Origin of the sequence: Paenibacillus sp. USDA918EY, assembly GCF_009870825.1 — a bacterium.
In the GTDB taxonomy this organism is placed as follows: Bacteria; Bacillota; Bacilli; order Paenibacillales; family Paenibacillaceae; genus Paenibacillus_AQ; species Paenibacillus_AQ albilobatus.
This window is the reverse complement of sequence record NZ_WTWY01000042.1, coordinates 1-1,830: the sequence shown is the minus strand read 5'-3', so window position 1 is coordinate 1,830 and position 1,830 is coordinate 1. Positions and strand designations below refer to the sequence as shown.

General features: G+C 49.2%; 1 protein-coding gene and 1 pseudogene. Both read right to left on the bottom strand.

What is annotated here, in order from left to right:
* Positions 1-34: 34 nt before the first annotated feature.
* Positions 35-607 (bottom strand): stalk domain-containing protein, encoded by a 573-nt coding sequence (locus tag GQY55_RS30645; RefSeq protein WP_160045708.1) that lies wholly within the window; start codon positions 605-607, stop codon positions 35-37.
* 42 nt (positions 608-649) lie between these two features.
* Positions 650-1,830, bottom strand: a pseudogene (locus GQY55_RS30640) (hypothetical protein); the annotation flags it as partial.

Sequence of the window (1,830 nt, the reverse complement as noted above, 5' to 3'; positions counted from 1 at the left end):
TCATAGTACCATGATTTGGTAGGGTGGTGAACCATCATTTTTCGAGTGCTGCGAGTGCTTCGTTAACCTGACGTAGCTCCTCGGTGTACTTGGCAATATCAGCATCATATTGCTGCAGCTGCTTTTCTTTCTCCGCGAGAACAGGAACCGGTATCCCTTTAGCCTCTGTCTCTTTCAGAGACTTGATTTCAGCAAGGATATTCTCACGGCCTTTAATTGTTGGCGCCAAAATCTTATTCTCAATAATATCTTTGCTATTTAACAATGAGCTTTTTGGCTGGCCCATAAATTTATTCGTGGAACTCACACTTGTCGGCTGCCCCTCGTTAGAAGGTGCAGCTTCACCCTCAGTTGTAACAGTAATTGTCTTACCTTCCACTTTTAAATCAGCTCCTAACGCATCAGAAAGAGCTCTGACTGGGGCATTTGTTCTTCCATTAATAACTGCGCCCTTATCCGACAATGTTTTGCCATTTACCACAACTGTATATTCACCGGTTACCTTCTGTCCCACTAGGCTTTTAATCTGCGCTGCAAAAGCGCTGCTCGACGTCGCGACGACAGCACCAATAACAACACCGCTCAAAAGATATAACCATTTCTTCATATATACTTACCTCCGTTGGCATTATTATCCTTAATAATACCATTACGGTCGAGATGTGGTAAAGGTTCCGCCCCAGTTTTGGTTTTCGACCCTGCCGTGATTATGCGATGGCAAGGTAACGGTATGGGTGTGGCTGTAGATATAATTCCAGATTGAGGTAAGCTGGTCTTGTAAGCCAGATATTTGATCTATGCTTAGCTTCAATCCGCTTACGGAACTTGTAAATTGAACTGGCCCCTGAAGCGTCATGACCCCATTATTTGCCGCTAACAATAGACTCCTGTTACCTATCACATGCAATTCACTTGATAATGCATAGATCAGCCCTTGCGATTGTCCGGACGAGTTGTAATAGGTATGTCCGGATATTCCCGCAACCTGATTCGTTCCGAGCGTAACCCGGCGGGCATTACCTGAATCATAGAACACAAATCCATCACGGTCCAATTCAATTCGATCACCTGACGATGCCGTCCGGATCCGGCTGCCCAGAATGTCGGCCCCGGTGATGTTCGTCCCGTTGATCTGGCCGCCGGTGATGACAGAGGCTGAAATCGTTCCGCTGAAGTCCGCCCCGACGGCAACCATGTGGCCAGAAGAATCAACGCTGAAGCTGCTGCCGATCCGGATGCTGCCACCTATAAAGCTTCCGCCTTGAATTGTACCGGAGAACGTACCATTTACCCCAACCAAGGTTCCGGTAAATGTTCCGCCGGCTGCTGAGAGATCTCCCGTAAATGTTCCGCCGGCAGCCGAGAGATCCCCCGTAAAGGTTCCGCCTACAGCTTCCAGGTCTCCGGCAAATTTGAACTTCCGACTCGGAATGTCAAACCACAGTGCCTTGTCTCCGTTAGCGTAGAAGCTCAGCTCCTCACCATTGAAGACTCCTTTGAACAGATGATCCTCCCGTTCTACGACGATCCCCTCGGTGCGGGAATGGGTGACGCCGTAGTAAGGCTTCCCATACCGGATAGCATTTTGGTTGAGACGGTTAACCTGCTGGGACAAGCTGCCCTCCAAAGCGAATTCGCTCTGCTGCTCAGATACGGACGGCGCCTCAATCGTGAGCTTAAGCCCGCCTTTGAAGCTCAGCACCTGGTGCAAGATGATGGACCGATATTGCACGTTTCCGTCCCACGGGATATGTGTATCTTGCCAGGACGTCACTGTCTCCAGCCAGCTGCTGCCCTCATTTTGAGCAAAGCCGATTATGTCACCTTGAT